Origin of the sequence: Algoriphagus oliviformis (assembly GCF_017254915.1) — a bacterium.
GTDB classification, from domain to species: domain Bacteria; phylum Bacteroidota; class Bacteroidia; order Cytophagales; family Cyclobacteriaceae; genus Algoriphagus; species Algoriphagus oliviformis.
Map to the genome: position 1 here is coordinate 1 of NZ_JAFKCT010000031.1, position 906 is coordinate 906.

A 906-nucleotide genomic window follows, 5' to 3' on the forward strand; every position below is an offset into this window, starting at 1 on the left:
TCCCGCAGTCGGTGCAGGCATCCACATGGCCGCCCAGATCCGAAGTCCTACAACGCATGATGGCCGACAACGTCCGCAGCTGCCAAGGGTTGATCCGGGGATGGCGTTCCACCTCGGCCCAGTGCTGGCGGAGCACCTGAGCCACTTCAAAGTCAGCCCTCAACGACGGGAAAGATACAGCCGGTCCAGTGGGCTGAATGCACGACACTTGTCGGTCTGGGCCACATGCAGGTAGACCATCGTGGTGTCGATGGACTCATGGCCGAGCAGGTCTTTGATGGTCAGGATATCCAGTCCTTCTTCCAGCAGATGGGTGGCGTAGGTGTGCCGGAGCGTGTGCACGTTCATCGGCTTGAGTATCCCTGCTTTCTTTTTGGCTTCGTTGACCGCCCACTGTACGCCCCGCTGGGAGTAGCGGGAGTCGAAGTCACCGCCCGCCCTGCCTTTTATCTCCCGGTCGGCGCTGTTGAACACCCAGATATGGGGCTGCTCGGCTTCCAGGTAGGCTTTCAGACCCCTGATCAGGATATCCGCCAGGGGGACGTATCGGTCTTTTTTGCCCTTGCCGTCCTTGACATGCAGCATCTTTCTGTCAAAGTCCAGGTCGGCGATCCGCAGGTTGCGAACCTCGAAACAGCGGAGGCCGCAGCCATAGAGCAGGCCGATCAGGATGCGGTGCTTGAGCAGGCTGGGGGCTTTCAGCAGTCTCCGTACTTCCTCCTGGCTGAGCACGACGGGAAGCTTTTTGGCCCGTCTGATGGTGGGCAGCTCGATGCGCTTGTCCTTCATGCCCTCGATGCGGTAGGCGAAGCGCAGGGCATAGACGGTGAACTTGAAGTAGGAGTCCGAGGGGGTGTTGTGGCTTCGCTTGACCAGATGCAGGTAGTCGTTGATCCGGTCTGGGTC

2 protein-coding genes are annotated in these 906 nt (G+C 59.9%); both read right to left on the minus strand.

Features of this window, described 5'->3' with window-relative positions; genetic code table 11:
* Positions 1-163: transposase zinc-binding domain-containing protein (locus J0A68_RS23215; protein ID WP_438839578.1), on the minus strand; the 163-nt coding region annotated here is incomplete at its 3' end.
* The coding region (locus J0A68_RS22420) for a tyrosine-type recombinase/integrase (RefSeq protein ID WP_206580498.1) at positions 160-906 on the minus strand (747 nt) is incomplete at its 5' end. The genes J0A68_RS23215 and J0A68_RS22420, both read right to left, overlap by 4 nt.